We start from the raw sequence: 19297 nt of genomic DNA on the forward strand, positions 1-19297 counted from the left end.
GAGCAAGCCCCCTCCCACAATTTAGAGCTCGCGCACGACCCGAAACCCAATCCAGTCCCCGCGCGTCTGCGGATAGATGTTGTTGCGGTTGCCCGAACGTGAAAACACCGGCGCCTCGCCCCAGTCATTGCCGCGAATCTGATAAGCCTCACAGTTCGGCTCCACCCACGCACTGCCATCAGTCGGTGCGCCGACGTAGTTCGGGTGCTCGCAATCGGCTACCCGCTCATACACATTGCCGTGCATGTCATACATCCCGAACGCATTCGGCGGGTAGCTGCCGACCGGCGACGAATAGCTATAGCCGTCCGCCGGGCCGTAGGTGTTGGCGTGCTTGGCGATGCTGTAGCCCTTGCCCTCGTCGAACGGAAAGGGGAACGGTCCGGTGGTACCGGCGCGCGCGGCGTATTCACGCTGGGCTTCGCTGACCATGTGGTACGTGTGTCCGGTCTTCTTCGACAACCAACTCACGTATTGCTTGATGTCGTCCATGTCCATGCACACTGCCGGCTGGCGTGGGCCCTGGGGGTAGCGCGGCTTGCTGGCGATACATTCGCGGCCGGGGCGGTCGTCGCCGTTGGCGATCTTCACGCCGGTCTGGCGCACGTAACTGTCCCATTCGCCGGCGGTGATGTGGAAACGGCTCATGGCGAACGGCTTGGCGAAGGTCACTTCATGCATCGGGCCTTCATCGGGCTCGCGCCCCACTTCATCGTCCGGGGTGCCCATGGTGAAGGTGCCGGCGGGCAGCACCACCATCTCGGGGCAGTCCTTGCAGTCCTTGAAGACCTTGCCCGGCTGCGGGGCGGCAGCATGGGCCAGGTTGGGCAGCAGGGCCCCACACAGGGCGGTGAGCGCCAGGGCGGTCAGGGGTTTGAGTCGGGATGGAGTCATGTGGGCATCTCGTTCAAAGGGAAAAAGGTCATAACCGCTGGCTCAGCAAGGTCATGAAGCGCTGGATCTCGGCCGAGTTGTTGAGCAGGCCGGGCGAGGTGCGAATCACCGGGCCGACGTCACGGTCTACCGCGTCCACCACCACGCGGTTTTTCATCAGGTGGGCCGCGACTGCATCGCTGTCCTGGCCCTTGACCCGAAAGAAGGTGAAGCCCGCCGACAGCTCGGGGCTGCGTGGTGTCACCAGTTCGATCTGCGAGTGAGCCAGCAACTGGTCTTTCAGTTCGGTATTGAGCGCATGGATGCGTGCCTGTACCGGCGCCTTGCCCAACTGCAGGTGCAACTTGAAGGCTTCGTCGGCGGCCCAGCGATGTTCGAAGGCGTGGTAGCCGCCGGGTGTCATGGTCGTGGCGAAGTCCTTGTCTTCCGAGAAGGTCGGTATCATCGGTGTGACGTATTTGTTTTCGGTCTCGCGGGCGCACACCAGGCCGGTGCCGCGCGGGCCGAACATCCACTTGTGGGTGCCTGATATAAAGAAGTCGCAGTGCATGTCCGGGAAGTCGAGGTTCTCGACGCCGAAGCCGTGCACGCCGTCGACCACATAGAGAATGCGGTCCGGCTCGTCGCGGTTGCGGTTGTGTTCGTCCACCAGCTTGCCGATCTCGCCGATGGGCAATTTCACGCCGCTGCCCGACTGCACCCACGTCATGCCCAATACGCGAGTGTTGGGGCGGATATTGCGCTGGATATTGCTCAGCACCTCATCGACCGATACCTGATTGGCGTTTTCGAACAGGCGTATTTTACGAACCTGGGTCTGCTCCTTGCGCACTCTGAAATCCAGGCTGAACTCGGTGGCATAGTGCTCGTGCACGGTGGTGAGGATTTCCTGGTCGGCGCGCACCTTGATCCCGCCGTAAATCATCGCCAGCCCTTCGGATGTGCTACCGGTGAGGGCGATCTGTGCGGGTTTGGCTTTCAAATAGCGGCCGGCCCACTCGCGTACCTGGCCTTCGCGCTTCCAGGTCTCCTGCAGGTCCCAGTCCATGGCCAGCCCGGGGTTGCGATCGATCTGCTGGCGGTAGCGTTCAATGGCTTCGCGCACCGGCTTGGGGTGCGAGGCCACCAGAAAGTTGGAAAAGTGCAGGTAGTCCGGGTCCTGGTTGAACAGCTGTTTGAGTCCCGTCCATGGGTCGTTTGTAGTGGCTGCCAGTGCCTCGGGCAGCAGTGCGGCGCCCAGTGGCAGGCTCGCGGCAAAGACGCCGGCCTGCTTGAGAAATGTACGGCGGTCGGTCATGGACTTACTTCGTGCTGGTTAGCGATTGGCCAATGGTTTGGCGGCTTTTTGTACCTGGTCCCACACCCGCAGGAAGTTGCCGCCCCACAGTTTGGCAATATCGGCTTCGGAGTAGCCGCGCTGGATCAATTCGGCGGTGACGTTGCGTACTTCGCCAACGTTCTCCCAGCCCTGCAAACCACCGCCGTCGTTGAAGTCCGAAGCGATGCCGACGTGATCAATGCCGATCTTGCGCACGGTGTAGTCGATGGCGTCTCCCAGGTCCTTGAGGGTGGCCTTGGGTTCTTCTTCAAGGATGGCGTACAGCGCGCCGGCATACTCGCCGAAGCGTTGCTCGGGCCAGGCGGCAATGATTGCATCGCCGGGCATCAAGGCCATGGCCAGGTTGGGCAGTGGTGGCAGGTCGAAGCGTGCGCGCAGGGTGTTGAGCTTGTCCTGGGTCGGCTGGCTCAAGGGGCGCAGGTACGCGGGGAAGCCCACCACCTGCACCACGCCGCCGCTGTTCTTGATCAGTTGCAGTTCTTTGTCGCTGAGGTTGCGCGGGATATCCACCGACGCCCGAGGCGCCGAGTGGGATGCCACCATCGGCGTGCGGCTCAACTGCGCGACTTGCTCCAGGGCCTTGGTCGACATTTGCGATACATCGATGATCACGCCCAGGTCATTCAGGCGATGCACCGCCTGCCGGCCGATCGGCGACAGGCCTTCAAGGGCGTCGGGCGAGTCATTGAAAAACGGCAGCGGGCGCGAAGAGTCGGACCAGGCGTTGTTGCCGATGTAGCTGAACCCGAACATGCGCATGCCGCGTGCAGCCCACAGGTCCAGCTGGTTGAGGTCGTTGCCCAGCGGGTAGGCGTTGAGCATGCTGATAAAGATCGCGAACTTGCCTTCGCCGTGCAGGCGCCGCATATCGTCCGGGGTGTAGGCGATGCCCACCTGGTTGGGAAAGTCGCGCACCATGCCGGAGATGATCTTGTAGCGCACCTCCTGTTCGTGGCGGGCCTCTTCGACAAAACCGTCGGTGGGCTTGTGCGGGGCGTTCGCGCCGTTCCAGATTTCCGGCCAGCCGAAGATCGTCAGCGCGGCGCCTGACAACCGGCCCCGCGCCGCCTTGGCCAGGTCGAACTGGCCGCTGCCATCCTTGTCGGCTTCATTGCCTGCCGTACCGAAATCCAGGGGCAGGGTGATGTGGCTGTCGAACGACAACAGGCGATCCTGCATTTCATTGGCCTGCTTGATCACCTCCAGCGGGTAGCCGGCGTTGCCCTTGAACCATTGGTCCCAGACCAGAAAACCGACCCCGGCGCCGATAGCCAGGGCCAACGGCAGGCCGATATACAACGCCTTTTTCGAACGTGATTTTGTCATTGCCATCTCAGTCAGTTGCGGCCTTTGCTATCAGGGAAGAACGAGCGCTGGCGGGGGAAATTTAGGCGGCGCTGGCGCGACGGTAAATTTCAGCGGGCTGCAAACGTTCTAGCTCTGATCAAGCCGTTTCCTAAGGTAGCCAATGACAATCTCTCGACGTGGGTTCATCGCAGGCCTGGCGCTGACCGGCGCGGCCGTGCCGGCGGCCTTTTATGCCCATCGCGAGCTGACGCGGGAAGAAGAATTCCCCATCACCCCCGGCGAAGCCACGGTGGACCTGGCCGACACTCAGGGCCAGCACCTGGCGAACACCCTGCGCGGCGTCTGGAGCCTGCGCCTGGCAGGGCGCGATGCCGGCCTTGCGGGTTTGCCGTTGCACGGCCTGGAGCTGCTGCTCGACATCGCCCCTCGTGGCCGGGGGCTGCGGGGTTACCTGGACACCGCCGAGAACCTGCGTGCCGACGGCGAGCCACGCTATCGAGTCTTGGGCGACCTGCTGACGGGCGAGGGAGCCGTGCTCTATTGGCGGTTGATCGACCGCGACTCAGTCGGCGGTGTGCCGACCTATGAGTTCAAGATGACCCTGGATGAAGTCTGGGCCGACTTCGGCAATGCCGGCAGCGCCACGCTCAGCGGGCAAATCCTCGACCTCGATCGCCCCCTGGCGTTGATCGAGCGCGACAATCGTTTCATCGCGCACAAACAGCTGTTCCCCGAGGCACGACAACGCATCGGTCTGAATCCCACGTTGCTGGCCTGGCTGGTTTCTCCCGAACATCGCCTGTTTCACCAACTGTGGCACGCCACGCGTGACCAGTGGCACAAGCTCTCCGAAGAAAAACGCGAGGCCCTGCGTGGCATCGGCTGGCAACCGGGGCCCCGTGGCCAGGAGCGCGATGCCCGCGGCAAACGCAAGGATCGCAATGGCTCGGGCATCGACTTCTTCTTCATGCACCGGCATATGCTCGGTACTGCGCGCTCCATGCAAGACCTGCCGTCGTGGCCGCAATTCCCCGCGCCGCAACCGGCGCTGGAGCGTGATCGCCTGGGCTTTGTGCGCTACTTCGACAACCACGACGGCTTCGCGCTGCCGCCCTGTTGGTCGGCGCCGGACGACGCCGACTACACCCAGTGGGTCAGTGATATCAAGGCGGCCGAGACCTACCACAGCAACTTCCAAGTCTGGGAATCCCAATACCGCGACCCGCGCTACCTGGCCAAGTTGACACTGGGCCAGTTGGGCTCGGAGATGGAGCTGGGCCTGCACGACTGGCTGCACATGCGCTGGGCCTCGGTGCCCCGCGACCCGTCCAACGGCGCACCTGTGCCGTTCGCCCGTGACCCAGCAGACTTCTCGGCACGCTGGTATGCGCCGGAGAATGACTTTCTTGGCGATCCGTTTTCATCCCACGTCAATCCGGTGTTCTGGCACTTCCACGGCTGGATCGATGACCGTATCGAAGACTGGTTCCGCGCCCACGAGCGTTTCAACCCGGGCGAAGTGCGTCGCCTTGAAGTCAACGGTGTGGCCTGGTTTGCGCCGGGGCGTTGGGTTGAAGTGGGCGACCCCTGGCTGGGCCCGGACACCCACGGTTGCAGCACCACGCCGGGCTTGCAGCAGGGTCGCTCGATGGAAATGGACCCGGAAATCATGAAACTGGCCCTGCGTATTACCTTCGGCGCCGATGAGGACCTGCTCAAGGGGTTGTTCAAACGCGTACCGCGGCGGCCTTGGTATGCGCGGCATTTGAAGGTCAAGCGCGAGACATGACTGCGCGGTAGACCTTGACACCTTCAGGTCCGTACGCAACGATCAACTCAATTTTAATAAATTGAGTTTCGGCCATGGCTAAGATCCAGAAACCGGTTGATTTCGAGGTGTTATTAAAACGCCACGGCCTGGAAATTTTCGAGCTGGCTCGCACTTTCAAGGCGATCGACGACAAAGGTAGGTATTTGCACTGGGATGAGTTTCGCCGTTATCCCGCACCGGGCCTCAACAAAGAGGCAGCGTGGGCCGCTATCAAAATGTCCCGTGCGTGTGCGAGCAAAACCTTGGAGCTGCGCAGTGAATGCGGCAGGCCTTTTTTCCTGTACACCACTGATTTTTGCGACGCGGTGATTCATGCCGTGGAGTCAGTCACGTCCAGGCTAGGAGGGGCGACTGCTTCCTCTCCTCAATACCGCGACAACACTCAGTATCTGGTCGATTCATTGATGATGGAGGAGGCAATCTCCAGTGCCCAGTTGGAAGGCGCTGCTACCACTCGCAAGATCGCCAAGGACATGTTGGCCAAGGAGCGCACGCCGCAGAATGACGATGAGCGGATGATCCTGAACAACTATCATCTGATGAAGCGGGCCAAATACAGCAAGGATGCAAACCTCTCTATCGCGCTGATCTGCGAGTTTCACGGCATCGCTACGGCGGGGATTGAAGAGGGCGACGCTCATCCTGGGCAGCTTAGAATCGCTGACGATATTTTTGTGGGCGGGGCTGCGGGAGAAGTCGTTCACCAACCTCCTCAGGCAGCGCTGCTACCGGACAGGCTCGAAGCGCTTTGCCGGTTTGCAAATGACCGACATGACGGCCAAGCCGGCAGGCATTTTATCCATCCCGTGGTGAAGGCGATCATCCTGCACTTCATGCTCGGTTATGAGCACCCATTCAGGGACGGCAACGGGCGCACTGCGCGGTGTTTATTTTACTGGTTCATGCTCAAAAGCGGTTACTGGCCCTTTGAGTACATCTCCATCAGCACACTGCTCAAGGAGGCACCCATGCAATATGGGCGCTCATATGTTCATACGGAAACCGACGCTTTTGATTTGACCTATTTCGTCATTTATCAATTAAGGGTTATCGAGCGCGCCATCAACGAATTCATGGCGTACTTTGAAAGCAAACGTAAAGAAGCCGTGGAACTGATGGGCTGGCTGGGTACGCTTGGATTGCAGGCTGAGCTGAATTACCGACAAGGGCATTTCTTGAAAAAAGTGCTCCACCAACCTGGGCGCATCTTTACGCCCAAGGAACTCACGCACGACTATGACATTTCGGAAAACACCGCACGCAAGGACCTGGAGAGGCTGGCCGGCATGAAGGTGCTGTTCAAAGTGCAGGAAGGCAAGAGTTTCTTGTACGTTGCCAGAGAGGATGGTCAAGCCAACTTGAAGAAGCTGAAGCCGAAAAGCTAGGGTTTTTCAATCTTGCTCCTCTGCCCGCAGTTGCGCACTCATCTGATCGCAACTGCGCGCCCAGTCGCTGAGCCATTGGGGCATAGGCGGCGAAGTCTCTTCCAGACCCAGTTCGCGCACGAAATCCGACGGCGGCACGTTGCCCTTGGCGCCGCGGAACACTCCACGGATCACCACCACGCCGATCACTCGGCCATGGCTGACGAAGCGGTGCTCCATCAGGCTCCACTTGTGGTCCCAGCCGAGCATTCGGGTGTGCACTTCAAATACCTCGAACAGTTTCAACTCGCGGCGAAACTTGCCCCAGGTATCGCCTACGATCGGCACTGCCTTGTGGCGCAGCGCCACGCGAAAGGCACCCGTGCGCAACACAAAATCCATGCGCGCCACATCTGCCAGGGTGAAATAACGACCATTGGTGACATGCCGGTTCAGATCCAGGTCCAACGGCCAAACCCTCATGCGCACCACCGTAGTGGCCAGGCCATGTACCGGTTTGCGCCAGGGGCGACGCAATAGCATGTGCAGTAATCGAAACCAGAGATTCATGAAAAGACGCCAGACAGTTGAACAATGACCGCACTGTAAAGGCGAGGAATCGGATAAGGTAGGTGCGCAAATGACTTATTTCATGCGAAAAGCGCAAACTGGTTTTTAAATGCACATTACCTTGCTTCTGGCTGACCGATGTTCCGCTGCCAATGCCACCCTCGCCATGGAAGTACTCAGTGCGGCCAACCTGTTTGCGGATAGCCCGTGCTTTGAGGTGGTGCTGGCTTCCCTCGATGGGCAGGCGGTGATGACATGGGGCGGCCAGCGCCTGGAGGTGGATTGCAGCGTGGCGCAGGTGGCCCGGACCGACCTGGTATTGATCCCAGGCTTTCTGTTTACCCTCAAGGAAGTCTTGCCGACGTTTGCCGCTTACGGCCCTTGGTTGCGTGAGCAGCACGGTCGTGGCGCAGTGCTGGCCTCGATGTGCACGGCCGCGTTTCTCTTGGCCGAGACGGGCCTGTTGCAGGGCTTGCGCGCCACCACCCATTGGGCGTTTACCGAGTTCTTCCGTCGTCGCTATGCCCAGGTCTGTCTGGATGAGGGGCAGATCCTCTGCGAAGAGAACCGCTTGATTACCTGCGGTGGCGCCACGGCGGCGATGGATTTGATGCTGCACCTGATCCGCCGCTTCGGCTCTGCGGAACTGGCTTATACCTGCGGCAAATATTTGCTGATCGATACCGGGCGCACCGAACAGTCGGTGTATGCCATGTGGTCATTGCCCAAAAGCCACGGGGATAGCGAGATTCTGCGCGTACAGCACTGGTTGGAGCAGCACTTTACCGAGTCATTGGTGATCGACGAGGTGGCCCGGCGCTTCGGCTTTGGCGTGCGTAATTTCAAGCGCCGCTTCAAGGACGCCACCGGTCATACGCCAATCGGCTACCTGCAAACCCTGCGTCTGGAACGGGCCAAGCAGATGCTTGAGTCAACGCGCATGACGCTCGACAGCATTACCTATGCCGTTGGCTATGAAGACAGCAATTCGTTTCGGCGCCTGTTTCAGCAGCGGGTGGGTATGTTGCCGGCGGCGTATCGCAAGAAATTCCTGGTCGTCCAGGGCTGACTCAAATGTGGAAGGGGCGGTGCGACGATTCGACTTCCCCCGGAGGCGACCTGGCAGCCGAGCAAATCGCAGACGAAAAAAAACCGGCTGATCAGGCCGGTTTGGGGGCTCCCGCAAACAGCGCGGGGTTATACGTGGGAGCTCAGCAGACGCTCGGCACCACCTTCGGCCAGGCCACGTTCCTGCAAGCGCTCGGCACCACCTTCGGCCAAGCCACGTTCCTGCAAGCGGTCAGCACCACCTTCGGCCAGACCACGTTCCTGCAAGCGGTCAGCACCACCTTCGGCCAGACCACGTTCCTGCAAGCGGTCAGCACCGCCTTCGGCCAGACCGCGTTCCTGCAAGCGATCCGCGCCGCCTTCGGCAACACGGGTTTCTATCAGCCGGTCGGCACCGCCTTCAGCGACTACCGGGTGGGCAAAAGCGTTTGCAGCGAGTACCGAGAAAGCGAGGCTAAGCAGGATTTGGCGTTTCATGATGGTGTGCTCCGAGTGCTTTAGTTGGGTGCCGTTTGGCATGGGTTTGATGTTACGCGCTGCATGTTTTAAGAGAACTTCATTGCGCTGATGGTGACTATCGATGCCAGCGATGGTCCCGCTTACGGGGCCATCACCGTGACCGTCATGGCATCTGCGGCAGTTCGTTGGGGCGCAGGTCAAACACCAGCACTTCGGCGTCCTCGCCATGGCTCAGGCGGATCTGGCGCTCGTCCCGCACTCGCACACCGTCGCCTTCCTGCAAGCGCTGACCATTGAGTTCAACGCTGCCGCGTGCCACATGGACGTAGGCGTAGCGATCCGGTGCCAGCTCCAGGCGGGTACTTTCGTCAGCGTCGAACAGCCCGGCATACACCCGCGCGTCCTGACGCACTTTCAGCGAACCGTTGGCGCCGTCCGGCGAGATGATCAACTGCAAGCGCCCACGTTTTTGCGCTTCACTGAAGTGCTCCTGCTGATAGCGTGGCTTGGCGCCGGCTTCGTTGGGCACGATCCAGATTTGCAGGAAATGCACACCAAGGCGCTGGCTGTGGTTGAACTCGCTGTGGGCCACGCCGCTGCCGGCGCTCATCAGTTGCACATCGCCGGGGCGAATCACCGAACCAGTGCCCAGGGTGTCCTTGTGCTCCAGTGCGCCTTCAAGCACATAGGAGAAGATCTCCATGTCGCGGTGGGGGTGCTGGCCGAAGCCTTTACCCGCGGCGACACGGTCATCATTGATCACCAGCAGGTCGGAAAACCCCTGCTCCTTAGGGTTCCAGTAGTTGGCGAAAGAGAAGGTGTGGAACGACTTCAACCAACCGTGATTGGCGGCGCCGCGTTCGGAAGCTTTGCGAAGGGTCAGCATGGTCCAGTCCTCAAGTGAGCGCAGGCTGCGAGATGCAGGGCGCTTGCGTTGAGAAGAAGGTTAATGGTTAACAAAAGATTGATTAAGAAGGTGGAAATAGAATTACTGTCAACTTCAGGTTGACAGTAAAAGTCGTGCCATAATGCCCGCCGCACTCCTTCTCGATGGACATTTCCCGCTTATGAAAACCGTGGCCATGGCGCTGTTCCCGGACTTCCTGCTGCTCGACATGGCCGGGCCGCTTGAAGTGTTTTCGATTGCCAACCGCTACCTGCCGGCGGCCGATCACTACCAGATCCTGACCATTGGCACGGAGCCTGGTCCGTTGCGGGCATCCAATGGTGTGGTGGTCCAGACCGATCTACTGTTGGAACAGGCTCAGGCGGCTTATGACCTGCTGCTGGTGCCGGGTGGCCCAGGTGCCTATAACGAATGCCATCCCGCGTTGCTGCCTTGGCTGAAGGCCGCCGCGCCGCGTGCCCGGCGTTTCGGCTCGATCTGCACCGGGGCCTTTGTGCTCGGCCATGCAGGCCTGCTTGACGCGCGCCGCGTGACGACCCACTGGCACTACACAGAGCGCTTGATCAAGGCCTTTCCCGGCGCCATCGTCGAGACCGATCGCATTTACTTGCAGGACGGGCGCCTGATTACCTCCGGCGGCGTCACTGCGGGTATCGACCTGGCCCTGTCGGTGGTTGCCCAGGACCATGGCAAGCAAGTGGCGGTGGATGTGGCCAAAGTCTTGCTGGTGGTGATGAAGCGCCAGGGTGGCCAGGCCCAGTTCAGCCCCATGACGGCTGCGGTAGCGCCGCAGGAAACCGCGATCACCCGCGTGCAGAACCACGTGCTGGCGCATCTTGATCAGCCGTTTACCATCGAGTCCATGGCCGAACTGGCCGGCATGAGTGCACGCCATTTTGCGCGACTGTTCGCCAAGGACGTGCAGATGACGCCCATGGCGTTCTTGCAGGGCGCGCGCATCGACCGTGCCCGGCAACTGCTGGAAACCACCGACCTGCCGCTCAAGACCGTGGCGTTCCACGCAGGCTTTGGCAGCGTGCGGCATATGCGCTTTCTGTTCAGTGAAAAACTGGGCCTGAACCCGACCCAATACCGACAACAGTTCAGTTAACGACACAATGTCCGTCTGAGGCACTCGATTGTCCGTATCGCTCCCCGTGCCAGCATTGTCCTGTCATCGCTAGCTGGCAAGATAGGGCCGAGCCCATGGAAAAGGATGCGCAGGCACTCAAGCACGGGTGTTTCAGCGCAGTTACGGACATGCAAGATTCTGCGACGCTGAGCTTCGGCCCCTACACCTTTCATCGGCAACAGCGCCTGGTCAGCAAGTCTGGCTGGCCGGTGCCGTTGGGCGGGCGTGCGTTGGATATTCTTACGGTACTGCTGGAAGCGCCGGGGCAGTTCATCAGCAAGGCCACCTTGATCGAACGGGTCTGGCCCAACAGCGTCGTCGAAGACAATAACCTGCGCGTGCATATTGCCGCGTTGCGCCGGGCGCTGGACGGACGACGCCTGATCCTCAATCACCCCCAGCGTGGTTATTGCTTCATTGGCCCCGTGCAAGCCACTGTGCCGACGCTGCCGGCCGCGCATAACCTGGCTGCCCGGCTCAGCCCGGTGTTCGGTCGCGAAGAGCTGGTGAGCCTGCTGGCGCGGCGCTTGTCCGGGCAACGCTTGCTGACCCTCACCGGTGTGGCCGGCGTCGGCAAAAGTACGCTGGCCCTGGTCCTGGCCGAACGCGTGTTGTCGCGCTATCGCGACGGGGTGTGGTGGCTCGACCTGACCCAGATGCAAACCCTTGGCGAACTGCTTGCCAGCGTTGCCACGGTCATGCAGTTCAAGCCCACTGACAGCCTCGATGAGGTGTCTCTCCAGTTGGCCTCGCGCCAACTGCTACTGGTGCTCGACGGTGCCGACCTGTTGCTCGGCGCCTGTCGAAAGCTGGTGCGCACACTGCGCGAAAGAGCGCCCGAGGTGAGTATCCTGATCAGCAGCCGCGAACCCTTGCTGGCGCCCGGCGAGTGGGTGTTGCGTGTACCTGCGCTGGCACTGCCTTCACCGTCGGCGTGCCGCAGTGTCGAGCAGGCCATGGCGTGTGCCGCAGTGCAGCTGTTTGTCGCCCGCGCCCGCGCCAGCCAGCAGGATTTTGTATTGCGGCCGCAGGACCTGGCGCCGTTGCGCGATATTTGTCGACGCCTGGACGGTATCCCATTGGCCCTCGAACTGGCGGCCGCCCAGGTCGATGCGCTGGGCATCGGCGCAGTGCAGCAGCAGTTGCGCAGCGGCCTGCTGGGGCTGACGCGCGGTCGCCGCACAGCGGTAGAGCACCATCGCTCAATGACCGCGGCCCTGGATTGGAGCTACGAGCGTCTGAGCCTGCCGCAGTGCTGGCTGTTCTTGCAGTTGGCCTTGTTCAAGATGGCGGTGAGCTTGCCCACGTTGAGTGAGATGGTACGCGGTACCGAGCTTGAGCACGCCGACCTGTCCTATCTGTTGGCGCGTCTGGTCAATACCTCGCTGCTGGTCATCGAGCCTGGGCTTGGCCCGCGGCGCTACCGGTTGCTCAACTGCGTGCGCAGCTATGCTTTGGCACAATTGCGTGATCCGGACCAGGTGCAGCGGTTGCAGCAAGGTTATGGAGACTGCCTGGATGTGTGTTCAGGCCGGCCGTTTGTCTTGCAACTGGTCGAGCAGGCCGCGCACGCGCATTAAGTCCTGGGTGGCGAAGCCTTCGGTAAATTGCGCGTGGATCGGGCTCAGCAGGTTCCTGGCAGCCAGGCTGCGCCCTTGCTGTTGCCACAGTTGCGCCAGGGAGTGCGCACATCGCAGCTCCCAGGCGAGCGCGCCTTGCTGGCGCGCCAGGCCAAGGGCCTGGAGCAAGAGGGCTTCAGCGACGCGCATATCACCTTGACGCGCCAACTGTTCGGCACGCACCCGCAGGATTTCCGCGGCGCACCAGCCGGCAGCGCCACTGCGTGCCCTTTCGATGGCGGCCGCGTCGGCTTCACGGGAGCCGAGTGTGATCAAGGTATCCTCGATCAGTCCCAGACCCTGCAAATGGTTGTCATCCAGGATGCCGGCGTAATGCCCGGCCCAGGTCTGGAACAGTTGCACTGAATGCTTGTGGGATTGCTCCAGCAGCAGCGTTTGCAACGCGTGTGCGTCGTCTTCGGCGCCGTTGTAGCGGGCGATTACCACGCTGGCCAACGCCAGGGTGTAGCAAATCGATGTGCCGTGATTGATCTGCAGCGCCAGCTCCAGCGCCTGGCTGGCGGTGCGCCAGGCGCGCTCGGGAAAGCCTTGTAGCCACAGAATTCTCGCCAAGATGGTCAGGGACGCGACGTTTTGGTCGTACTGCACGCCCACGCCATGGGCGAAGCGGTTCACGTGGCCACTGTGGGTCATGCGCTGCAGCACCTGCTCGGCATGGTGACGAGCAAGCGGCTGATTGCCCATGTAGTGCTGGCCCAGCGCGCGCAAGCGTTGGACGCTGAGGTCCAGCAGCGGTTCGGTGCGCGGGTCGAGGCGCTCGAACTGTACGCTTTGCTCCAGCGCCTCGGCATAGCGTCCGGCACACAGGTTCACGGCCATATGGCCTGAGACCGCACGCAACTGGCCGGCCAGGTCCTGATTCATTTCGGCCAGGCGTGCGGCCCCCACGAAGGCTGCGACGGTCTGGGGCGCGGGGCCCAAGGCATGGTACGAAAGACTGCCCAAAGCCAACTGCAATTGCAGGGTCAATTGGGTGCAAGGGGTCTTGACCTGATCAATCAGCGCCAGCGCCTTGTGCACATAACCGCCATGCTCGCGCAGTAACGACAGCTCCTGCCACAGCGGCATCGCACTGACCGTCAGGCGAATGGCCAACAGGTGCTCGTTTTCCTCGGTAAAGCCCCAGTCGAGTGCGGCGCGCACGTCCTCGCGCAGCGGTGCGTAACGGTCGAGCCAGGGCTGCGTGGCGATCAGTTCCCAGTCGCCTTGCGCCTGTTCCATCAGCGCCAGGCACCTGGCGGCGTGGCGTTCGCGAGTGGCGTGCAGCTCGCCGGCCTGGCTGAGCTTTTCCAGGGCATAGGTGCGGGTAATATCCAGCAGGCGATAAACCATCTCGTCATCGCTGGCTTCCACGTTCAACAGCGACTTGGCCACCAGTTGCGTGATGGAGCCCAGCACCTGGGCCGGGGCAATGTTTTCCCCGGCGATCACCGCCGCCGCGCTGACCAGGCTGAAACCACCGCGAAACACCGCGAGCCGGCGCAGGCAGATTTTTTCGCATTCGGTGAGCAGGTCAAAACTCCAGTCGAGCGTAGCTCGCAGGGTTTGCTGGCGGGGCAGGGCACTGCGTCGCCCGCGGGTCAGCAGACGGAAGTTGTCCTCCATCTGCACCAGCAGCCCCTGCAAGCCAAAGCGTTCGATCTGCGCGGCGACCAGTTCGATCGCCAGGGGAATGCCGTCCAGGCGCTGACAAATATCGATTGCCAACGGCAGTTCGGCTTCGCTGAGGGCAAAGCTGTCCTGATGAGACATCGCCCGCTCGATCAGCAACTGCATGGCCGGGTAACCCAGGGCCTGGGCACGGTTGCCGGTGGCGGGCGGGCAGGCCAGCGGTTCGAGGCGTTGTACATGTTCACCCTCGGCGCGCAGGGCTTCGCGGCTGGTGCTGAGAATGTGCAGGTGCGGCGCATGGCGCAACAGGGTTTCGCTGATCAGGGCAATGTCGTCGAGCAGGTGTTCGCAATTATCGATCACCAGCAGCATCTGGCGCGCCTGCAGGCTGCGGGCAAAGCTGACCAGTGGCGCATTTTCGCCGGGAGTGAGGCCGAGCAGGGCGGCGAGATTGGGCAGGATCATCGATGCGGCGCTCAGCGGCGCCAGGTCCAGCAGATGAATCCCATCGCGGTAATGCCCGATCAGCAATTCGGCGACACGCAGGGCCACGGTGGTCTTGCCGATGCCACCGGCGCCGGTCAGGGTGATGAAGCGTTGCTGCGGCAGTTGCTGCACCAGCGCGTCGATCAGGGCCTGGCGGCCGATCATTCGCGTGCGTCGCAGCGGCAGGTTATGGCGCGGGCGCTGGGGGGCGCCGTCAGTGGGTAGCGTCATCGGTTCGATGCTCAGTGGCGCAACAAAGCTGTAGCCGCGCTGGGCGACTGTGACGATATAGCGCTGCCCGGCCTGGCCGTCACCCAGCGCCTTGCGCAACGCCGCCATGTGTACCCGCAGGTTGCCGTCTTCCACCACGCTTGTGGGCCAGACCCGCGCGATCAGCTCCTGCTTGCTCACCACATTGCCGGCTTGCTCCAGCAGGATCAGCAGGATATCCACCGCCCGCCGCCCCAGGCGCAACGGGCGACCAGCCTCCAGCACCAGGCGCTGGCGCGGGTGGATGCAGTAGGGGCCGAAGTGCACGGCCTGGTCGCTCAGGTCTGTCATGGTTGCCCAGGTTATGGAGTAGGGGTTGGGCCAGCATATTCCAGCTGCGTCACGACCACTAGGCGGCGATCACGTCAGGTTTGGGACGCGAGTGGTGATTTCGCCAGGTCATCGGGTTCACACCTTCGCTGCGCGTGAACATATGGCAGAAGTGCGCCTGGTCGCAGAATCCGCATTCCAGGCTGATTTGCGTGAGGCTCAAGGACGAACCGGTGATCAATTCCTTGGCCCGCAGAATCCGCTGCTGGCGAATCCATTCCTGGGGCGACACCCCGGTGGTGCATTTGAAGGCGCGGGAGAAATGGCTGCGCGACAAGGCGCAGGCCTGGGCCAGGTCGGCGATGGCCAGGCTTTCGCCGAGATTGGCGAGGATCAATTGCTTGGCGATGCGCTCGCGCCGGGGGCACAGGCCACCGGTGGCGGACAAACGAGGGGCATATTGCTCAAGTCGGGCCATGACAAATATCCGCAGTCGATGGGAGCGTTCCCGTGAATGGATGCAGTGTAGACGCGGCTTATCTTGTTGCCGGGCCGCCTGGCTGACGAGTTAATCGTTGTTAATTTCGCCAGGTGCCGTCGCATAAAAGACAGCACGGCTATGCAATCGCAGGCGTGCGGGGCATGCTTTGCTTGCCCTCTGCAAATTGTCTGGATACCGCCATGAACCGCAACGACCTGCGTCGCGTCGATATGAACCTGCTGGTGATTTTCGAGGCCCTGATGTTCGAAAAAAACCTGACCCGGGTCGCCGAGAAGCTCTTCATGGGCCAACCGGCGGTCAGCGCGGCGCTGGGCCGTCTGCGCGATTTGTTCGACGACCCGTTGTTGCTGCGCAACGGTCGCGGCATGGAGCCCACGCCACGTGCGATGGCAATACTCAAGGAGCTGCAACCGGCCATGGACACCATCTCCGGCGCCGTCAGCCGCGCCAAGGATTTCGACCCTTCCACCAGTTGTGCGGTGTTTCGCATTGGCCTGTCCGATGACGCCGAGTTCGGGCTGTTTCCCGCGTTGCTCAGCCAATTGCGCGAGGAGGCCCCGGGCATCATCGTGGTGGTGCGCCGGGCCAATTACCTGTTGATGTCATCGCTGCTGGCCAGCGGCGAGATTTCGGTCGGGGTGAGCTACACCACCGAACTGCCGGCCAATGCCAAGCGCAAGAAACTGCGGGATATTCCCTGCAAGGTGTTGCGCGGGGATGACGGTGAGGCGCCGCTGAGTCTGGATGACTACTGCGCCAGGCCCCATGCAATGGTGTCGTTTTCAGGGGACTTGAGCGGCAATATCGATTTGGACCTGGCGCGCATCGGTCGCTCGCGGCGGGTGGTGCTGGCGGTGCCGCAGTTCAGCGGGTTGCGCGCGTTGCTGGCGGGTACACAGATCATCGCGACCGTGCCGGACTACGCAGCGTGCGCGTTGACCGAAGGCACCCGCTTGCGGGCCGAGGATCCGCCGTTTGCGATTGATGCGGCGGAGCTGTCGATGGTCTGGAGCGGGGTGCATGACAATGACCCGGCGGAGCGCTGGCTACGCGGGCGGATTGCCGAGCATATGGCGGCGAGCTGACTGCCAAGTGACTGTCGGTGATCTCCTCCCACAGAAACCCAGACAGCACATACATCCAATTCCCAGTACCCCCGGCCCGGCAAACTCCTCCCATCGCTCAATCCTGCGGGGGAGTCACCCAATCATGGACCCAACACCTAAAACCAGCTCTGACGAAGTCGTCACGCTGGTCGTCAAGCACCGGGTCAAGCCCGGCCGTGAAACAGAGTACGAAGCCTGGCTACGCCGCATCGTGCGTATCGCTGGCGAACGCCCCGGCCACCTGGGCGTCGACGTGGTGCGCAGCCAGCAAAACGGCACGGCCCTGTTCACCTGCGTATTGCGCTATAGCTCCACCGATGCCCTGGAACTGTGGCTCGACTCCCCACAACGCCAGGCCCTGATCGACGAAGCCGCGCCGATGCTGGCTGACGGCGATCAGACTGAAATCGGCGGCGCCAATGAGTTCTGGTTCGCCCCTCAGGCCGACGGCGCCGCTAAGCCGCCGCGCTGGAAGCAGGCGGTGGTCAGCCTGCTTGTGATCCTGCCGCAAACCTTGCTGCTGCCCTTTATCTGGGGGCCGATCCTGCGGCTGCATCCGTTTTTGTCCAACTACGTGGTCTCGACCTTTTTGGTCACCCTCACCATCGTGCTGTTGGTGGTGTACCTGCTGATGCCGGCAGCCACCCGCTTGTTCGCTCCCTGGCTTGAAGCCTCTGTAAAGGAAACCCTATGAACGCCGATCTGATTCTGTTCAATGGCCAGTTCCACACCGTGGACCGGGAAAACCCACGCGCCAGCGCCGTCGCCATTCGCGACGGGCGCTTCGTCGCTGTCGGCACTGACGGCGAGGCCATGGCCCTGCGCGGCAACGGCACCCAGGTGATCGACCTCAAGGGCCGCACCGTCATCCCCGGCCTCAACGACTCGCACCTGCACCTGATCCGTGGCGGGCTGAACTACAACCTCGAACTGCGCTGGGAGGGTGTGCCGTCCCTGGCCGATGCCTTGCGCATGCTCAAGGACCAGGCCGACCGTACCCCCACGCCGCAATGGGTGCGCGTGGTCGGCGGCTGGAACGAATTCCAGTTCGCCGAAAAACGCATGCCCACCCTGGAAGAACTCAACCAGGCCGCGCCGGATACGCCGGTGTTCGTGCTGCACCTGTACGACCGCGCCTTGCTCAACCGTGCGGCGCTGCGCGTGGCCGGCTACACCAAGGACACGCCGAACCCACCGGGCGGCGAGATCGTACGTGACAGCAACGGCAACCCCACCGGGATGCTGGTGGCGCGGCCCAACGCGATGATTTTGTATTCGACCTTGGCCAAAGGCCCAAAACTGCCGCTGGAATATCAGGTTAACTCCACCCGCCAATTCATGCGCGAACTCAATCGCCTGGGCCTGACCAGCGCTATCGATGCCGGCGGTGGTTTCCAGAACTACCCGGACGATTACGCGGTGATCGAGCAACTGGCCAAGGACCAGCAGTTGACGGTGCGCATCGCTTATAACCTGTTCACCCAAAAGCCCAAGGAAGAACTCAGCGACTTCAAGAACTGGACCGGCAGCGTGACCCTGCATCAGGGTGACGACTACCTGCGCCACAACGGTGCCGGGGAGATGCTGGTGTTCTCCGCTGCGGACTTCGAAGACTTCCTCGAACCACGTCCGGACCTGCCGCTGACCATGGAACAGGAGTTGGAACCGGTGGTGCGCCACCTGGTGGAACAGCGCTGGCCGTTCCGCCTGCACGCCACTTACGACGAATCCATCTCGCGTATGCTCGACGTGTTCGAGAAGGTCAACCGTGACATTCCGTTCAATGGCCTGCCGTGGTTCTTCGACCATGCCGAAACCATCACCCCGAAAAACATCGAACGGGTGCGCGCCCTCGGCGGTGGTATTGCGATCCAGGATCGCATGGCGTTCCAGGGTGAGTACTTTGTCGAGCGCTATGGCGCCAAGGCCGCCGAAGCCACGCCACCGATCAAACGCATGTTGGCCGAAGGCGTGCCGGTAGGGGCGGGCACCGATGCCACGCGGGTCTCCAGCTATAACCCCTGGACCTCGTTGTACTGGATGGTCAGCGGCCGCACGGTCGGCGGTCTGGAGCTGCACGCCGAGGGCTTGCCGCGCCTTACCGCGCTGGAATTGTTTACCCACGGCAGCGCCTGGTTCTCGTCCGAGCAGGGCAAGAAAGGCCAGATCAAGGTCGGCCAGTTGGCGGACGTGGCCGCGTTGTCGGCGGACTTCTTCAGTGTCGATGAAGAAGCCATCAAGTGGATCGAGTCGGTACTCACCGTGGTCGGCGGCAAGGTCGTCTACGGCGCTGGCGACTTCGAAGATTACGCCCCGCCGCGCGTGCCGGTGCTGCCGGACTGGTCGCCGGTGGCCAAGGTGCCAGGGCACTGGCGCCCGACTTCGCCGATGCAGGCGCAGGTACATCAGTGCAGCGGCCCGTGCGGCGTACACGCCCACAGCCATGAAAAAGCCCGTCTTTCCAGCGTGCCGGTCAGCGACTTCCAGGGTTTCTGGGGCGCGTTCGGCTGCTCATGCTTTGCCTTTTAATCCAGAAACCC

The 19297-nt window shown here is 61.9% G+C and carries 16 protein-coding genes; 8 read left to right on the forward strand and 8 right to left on the reverse strand.

All coding sequences use genetic code 11. The features are described from left to right. Positions 1-21 precede the first annotated feature (21 nt). From LJX92_RS11040 to pvdM, 3 genes are read right to left on the reverse strand one after another with little or no spacing between them, the layout of a single operon-like run. Positions 22-894: a formylglycine-generating enzyme family protein gene (locus LJX92_RS11040; RefSeq protein WP_228309754.1), complete on the reverse strand. Its 873-nt coding sequence runs from the start codon at positions 892-894 to the stop codon at positions 22-24. 28 nt (positions 895-922) lie between these two features. Further along, positions 923-2191 (reverse strand): aminotransferase class V-fold PLP-dependent enzyme, encoded by a 1269-nt coding sequence (locus tag LJX92_RS11045; RefSeq protein ID WP_228309755.1) that lies wholly within the window; start codon positions 2189-2191, stop codon positions 923-925. An 18-nt stretch (positions 2192-2209) separates the two neighbouring features. Next, positions 2210-3559 carry a pyoverdine-tailoring dipeptidase-like protein PvdM gene (gene pvdM, locus LJX92_RS11050; protein ID WP_223018668.1) on the reverse strand — a complete coding sequence of 450 codons (1350 nt, stop codon included), beginning with the start codon at positions 3557-3559 and terminating at the stop codon, positions 2210-2212. Positions 3560-3701: 142 nt separating this feature from the next. On the opposite strand from pvdM, the gene LJX92_RS11055 reads away from it, so the two are divergent. Together LJX92_RS11055 and LJX92_RS11060 are read left to right on the forward strand one after the other, a co-directional pair. Continuing rightward, a complete protein-coding gene (locus tag LJX92_RS11055) occupies positions 3702-5330 on the forward strand; it encodes a PvdJ/PvdD/PvdP-like protein (RefSeq protein WP_228309756.1) in 1629 nt (542 codons plus the stop codon). A 74-nt stretch (positions 5331-5404) separates the two neighbouring features. Next, entirely contained in the window at positions 5405-6757 is a 1353-nt protein-coding gene (locus tag LJX92_RS11060) for a Fic family protein (protein WP_228309757.1), read from the forward strand. A 6-nt stretch (positions 6758-6763) separates the two neighbouring features. On the opposite strand, the gene LJX92_RS11065 is transcribed toward LJX92_RS11060, so the two are convergent. Next, positions 6764-7306 carry an acyl-CoA thioesterase gene (locus LJX92_RS11065; RefSeq protein ID WP_223018670.1) on the reverse strand — a complete coding sequence of 181 codons (543 nt, stop codon included), beginning with the start codon at positions 7304-7306 and terminating at the stop codon, positions 6764-6766. A gap of 109 nt (positions 7307-7415) precedes the next feature. On the opposite strand from LJX92_RS11065, the gene LJX92_RS11070 reads away from it, so the two are divergent. After that, positions 7416-8375, forward strand: a complete 960-nt coding sequence (locus LJX92_RS11070) for a GlxA family transcriptional regulator (RefSeq protein ID WP_032876281.1) — start codon at positions 7416-7418, stop codon at positions 8373-8375. 128 nt (positions 8376-8503) lie between these two features. Here LJX92_RS11070 and LJX92_RS11075 read toward each other — a convergent pair whose 3' ends face one another. Continuing rightward, a complete protein-coding gene (locus tag LJX92_RS11075; protein WP_228309758.1) occupies positions 8504-8851 on the reverse strand; it encodes a hypothetical protein in 348 nt (115 codons plus the stop codon). Positions 8852-8996: 145 nt separating this feature from the next. Further along, positions 8997-9719 carry a pirin family protein gene (locus LJX92_RS11080; protein WP_005787654.1) on the reverse strand — a complete coding sequence of 241 codons (723 nt, stop codon included), beginning with the start codon at positions 9717-9719 and terminating at the stop codon, positions 8997-8999. 181 nt (positions 9720-9900) lie between these two features. Between LJX92_RS11080 and LJX92_RS11085 the strand changes: the two genes are divergently transcribed. Both LJX92_RS11085 and LJX92_RS11090 read left to right on the forward strand, forming a co-directional pair. Beyond that, positions 9901-10851: a GlxA family transcriptional regulator gene (locus LJX92_RS11085; RefSeq protein ID WP_228309759.1), complete on the forward strand. Its 951-nt coding sequence runs from the start codon at positions 9901-9903 to the stop codon at positions 10849-10851. Positions 10852-10946: 95 nt separating this feature from the next. Next, on the forward strand, positions 10947-12452 hold the full coding sequence (locus LJX92_RS11090; protein WP_228309760.1) for a winged helix-turn-helix domain-containing protein: 1506 nt from the start codon (positions 10947-10949) through the stop codon (positions 12450-12452). Here the strand turns inward: LJX92_RS11090 and LJX92_RS11095 are convergent. Both LJX92_RS11095 and LJX92_RS11100 read right to left on the reverse strand, forming a co-directional pair. Further along, entirely contained in the window at positions 12399-15170 is a 2772-nt protein-coding gene (locus LJX92_RS11095; protein ID WP_228309761.1) for an ATP-binding protein, read from the reverse strand. The genes LJX92_RS11090 and LJX92_RS11095 overlap by 54 nt on opposite strands. A gap of 58 nt (positions 15171-15228) precedes the next feature. Next, positions 15229-15627 carry a helix-turn-helix domain-containing protein gene (locus tag LJX92_RS11100; protein ID WP_103734404.1) on the reverse strand — a complete coding sequence of 133 codons (399 nt, stop codon included), beginning with the start codon at positions 15625-15627 and terminating at the stop codon, positions 15229-15231. Positions 15628-15830: 203 nt separating this feature from the next. On the opposite strand from LJX92_RS11100, the gene LJX92_RS11105 reads away from it, so the two are divergent. The 3 genes from LJX92_RS11105 to LJX92_RS11115 all read left to right on the forward strand — a co-directional run bounded on the left by LJX92_RS11105 (position 15831) and on the right by LJX92_RS11115 (position 19286). Then, on the forward strand, positions 15831-16736 hold the full coding sequence (locus LJX92_RS11105; protein ID WP_228309762.1) for a LysR family transcriptional regulator: 906 nt from the start codon (positions 15831-15833) through the stop codon (positions 16734-16736). A 124-nt stretch (positions 16737-16860) separates the two neighbouring features. Further along, positions 16861-17451, forward strand: coding sequence for an antibiotic biosynthesis monooxygenase (locus LJX92_RS11110; protein WP_032876263.1), 591 nt, complete (start codon positions 16861-16863; stop codon positions 17449-17451). Continuing rightward, positions 17448-19286: an amidohydrolase gene (locus LJX92_RS11115; RefSeq protein ID WP_032876260.1), complete on the forward strand. Its 1839-nt coding sequence runs from the start codon at positions 17448-17450 to the stop codon at positions 19284-19286. Before LJX92_RS11110 ends, LJX92_RS11115 begins: the two co-directional genes overlap by 4 nt. The last annotated feature ends 11 nt before the right edge of the window (positions 19287-19297 follow it).

The sequence above is a fragment of the Pseudomonas sp. HN8-3 genome (assembly GCF_020790195.1).
Taxonomy (GTDB): Bacteria; Pseudomonadota; Gammaproteobacteria; order Pseudomonadales; family Pseudomonadaceae; genus Aquipseudomonas; species Aquipseudomonas synxantha_A.

Bases quoted from the DNA above. Each gene is read 5' to 3' on its own strand.
- LJX92_RS11105 (WP_228309762.1), top strand. From the start codon at position 15,831: ATGAACCGCAACGACCTGCGTCGCGTCGATATGAACCTGCTGGTGATT.
- LJX92_RS11110 (WP_032876263.1), top strand. From the start codon at position 16,861: ATGGACCCAACACCTAAAACCAGCTCTGACGAAGTCGTCACGCTGGTC.
- LJX92_RS11090 (WP_228309760.1), top strand. From the start codon at position 10,947: ATGGAAAAGGATGCGCAGGCACTCAAGCACGGGTGTTTCAGCGCAGTT.
- LJX92_RS11080 (WP_005787654.1), bottom strand. From the start codon at position 9,719: ATGCTGACCCTTCGCAAAGCTTCCGAACGCGGCGCCGCCAATCACGGT.
- LJX92_RS11040 (WP_228309754.1), bottom strand. From the start codon at position 894: ATGACTCCATCCCGACTCAAACCCCTGACCGCCCTGGCGCTCACCGCC.
- LJX92_RS11095 (WP_228309761.1), bottom strand. From the start codon at position 15,170: ATGACAGACCTGAGCGACCAGGCCGTGCACTTCGGCCCCTACTGCATC.
- LJX92_RS11115 (WP_032876260.1), top strand. From the start codon at position 17,448: ATGAACGCCGATCTGATTCTGTTCAATGGCCAGTTCCACACCGTGGAC.
- LJX92_RS11075 (WP_228309758.1), bottom strand. From the start codon at position 8,851: ATGAAACGCCAAATCCTGCTTAGCCTCGCTTTCTCGGTACTCGCTGCA.
- pvdM (WP_223018668.1), bottom strand. From the start codon at position 3,559: ATGACAAAATCACGTTCGAAAAAGGCGTTGTATATCGGCCTGCCGTTG.
- LJX92_RS11055 (WP_228309756.1), top strand. From the start codon at position 3,702: ATGACAATCTCTCGACGTGGGTTCATCGCAGGCCTGGCGCTGACCGGC.
- LJX92_RS11065 (WP_223018670.1), bottom strand. From the start codon at position 7,306: ATGAATCTCTGGTTTCGATTACTGCACATGCTATTGCGTCGCCCCTGG.
- LJX92_RS11100 (WP_103734404.1), bottom strand. From the start codon at position 15,627: ATGGCCCGACTTGAGCAATATGCCCCTCGTTTGTCCGCCACCGGTGGC.
- LJX92_RS11060 (WP_228309757.1), top strand. From the start codon at position 5,405: ATGGCTAAGATCCAGAAACCGGTTGATTTCGAGGTGTTATTAAAACGC.
- LJX92_RS11070 (WP_032876281.1), top strand. From the start codon at position 7,416: ATGCACATTACCTTGCTTCTGGCTGACCGATGTTCCGCTGCCAATGCC.
- LJX92_RS11045 (WP_228309755.1), bottom strand. From the start codon at position 2,191: ATGACCGACCGCCGTACATTTCTCAAGCAGGCCGGCGTCTTTGCCGCG.
- LJX92_RS11085 (WP_228309759.1), top strand. From the start codon at position 9,901: ATGAAAACCGTGGCCATGGCGCTGTTCCCGGACTTCCTGCTGCTCGAC.